The organism is Yimella sp. RIT 621, assembly GCF_004146205.1.
GTDB classification, from domain to species: Bacteria; Actinomycetota; Actinomycetes; order Actinomycetales; family Dermatophilaceae; genus Yimella; species Yimella lutea.
This window is the reverse complement of record NZ_SEIP01000048.1, coordinates 1-269: the sequence shown is the minus strand read 5'-3', so window position 1 is coordinate 269 and position 269 is coordinate 1. Positions and strand designations below refer to the sequence as shown.

The following is a 269-nucleotide window of genomic DNA, read 5'->3' as shown; positions in this document are numbered from 1 at the left end:
CGCCGCCCGCGCCGACATGGAGGAAACCAGCCGCCTAGCGACCACGAGCGACACCTGGTGGCCAGCGGTGCTCGTCGCGCTCACCGAGGACGTGACCAACGCCCGCACCGAGGGCTTCAACCGGATCATCAAGCAAACCAAGCGTGTCGGATGCGGCTTCACCAACATGGACAACTACCGAAGGCGCATCATGGTCCACATCGCCCTCACCCGAGGGCAGAGACCAGCAGCATGAAATCAGCACACGCCCCGCTCAAATGCGGAGAGCC

General features: G+C 64.3%; 1 protein-coding gene. It reads left to right on the top strand.

The annotated features are described in order from the left end of the window. On the top strand, nt 1–235 hold a 235-nt coding region (locus tag EU513_RS15620; protein ID WP_136622862.1), incomplete at its 5' end, for a transposase. Nucleotides 236–269: the final 34 nt, after the last annotated feature.